Genomic DNA, 1,220 nt, shown 5'->3' on the forward strand with positions numbered 1-1,220 from the left:
GTCAGGGTGTCGATGAGGATGTCGTCCTCGCGGATGCCCCAGTTCCCGGTGAGGTCGTCGATCAGCCGCTCGGCGATCTCGACCTTCTTCTCGGGGGTGCGGGCCTGGCCCTCCTCGTCGATGGTCAGCGCGATCAGCGCGGCGCCGTGCTCCCGGGCGAGCTTGGTGACCTTCGCGAAGCGGGACTCGGGGCCGTCGCCGTCCTCGTAGTTCACGGAGTTGATCACCGCGCGGCCGCCGAGCTTCTCCAGACCGGCCTGGATGACGTCGACCTCGGTGGAGTCCAGGACGATCGGGAGGGTGGAGGCGGTGGCGAATCGGCCGGCCAGCTCCTCCATGTCCGCCACACCGTCGCGGCCGACGTAATCCACGCACAGGTCGAGCATGTGCGCGCCCTCGCGGATCTGCTCGCGCGCCATCTCCACGCAGTCGTCCCAGCGGCCCTCCAGCATGGCCTCGCGGAACTTCTTGGAGCCATTGGCGTTGGTGCGCTCACCGATGGCCAGGTAGGAGGTGTCCTGGCGGAACGGCACCGTCTGGTAGAGGGACGCGGCGCCGGGCTCGGGCCGCGGCCGCCGCTCGGGCGGGGTGAGGCCCCGGACGCGCTCCACGACCTGGCGCAGGTGCTCGGGCGTGGTGCCGCAGCAGCCGCCGACCAGCGAGAGGCCGTACTCCCGGACGAAGGTCTCCTGGGCGTCGGCCAGCTCCGGCGCGGTCAGCGGGTAGTGGGCGCCGTCCTTGCCAAGGACCGGCAGGCCCGCGTTGGGCATGCAGGACAGCGGGATACGGGCGTTGCGGGCGAGGTAGCGCAGGTGCTCGCTCATCTCGGCCGGGCCGGTGGCGCAGTTCAGGCCGATCATGTCGATGCCGAGCGGCTCCAGCGCGGTGAGCGCCGCGCCGATCTCCGAGCCCAGCAGCATGGTGCCGGTGGTCTCGACGGTCACGGACACGATCACCGGCAGGTCCACACCCAGCGCGTCCAAGCCACGACGGGCGCCCAGCACAGCGGCCTTGGTCTGGAGCAGGTCCTGGGTGGTCTCCACGAGCAGCGCGTCGGCGCCGCCGGTGACCAGGCCCTCGGCGTTGCGCTGGTAGGCGTCGCGCAGGGTGGTGTACGGGGCGTGGCCCAGGGTGGGCAGCTTGGTGCCGGGGCCGATGGAGCCGAGCACCCAGCGGGGGCGGCCGTCCTGGGCGGTGAACTCGTCGGCGACCTCGCGAGC

Annotated in this window: 1 protein-coding gene; it reads right to left on the reverse strand. The window is 72.0% G+C overall.

The genetic code is table 11. From position 1 onward, the window contains the following. The coding region (locus ACWC0C_RS48375) for a homocysteine S-methyltransferase family protein (RefSeq protein ID WP_450871556.1) at positions 1–1,220 on the reverse strand (1,220 nt) is incomplete at both ends.

Source organism: Streptomyces sp. NPDC001709 (genome assembly GCF_053596375.1).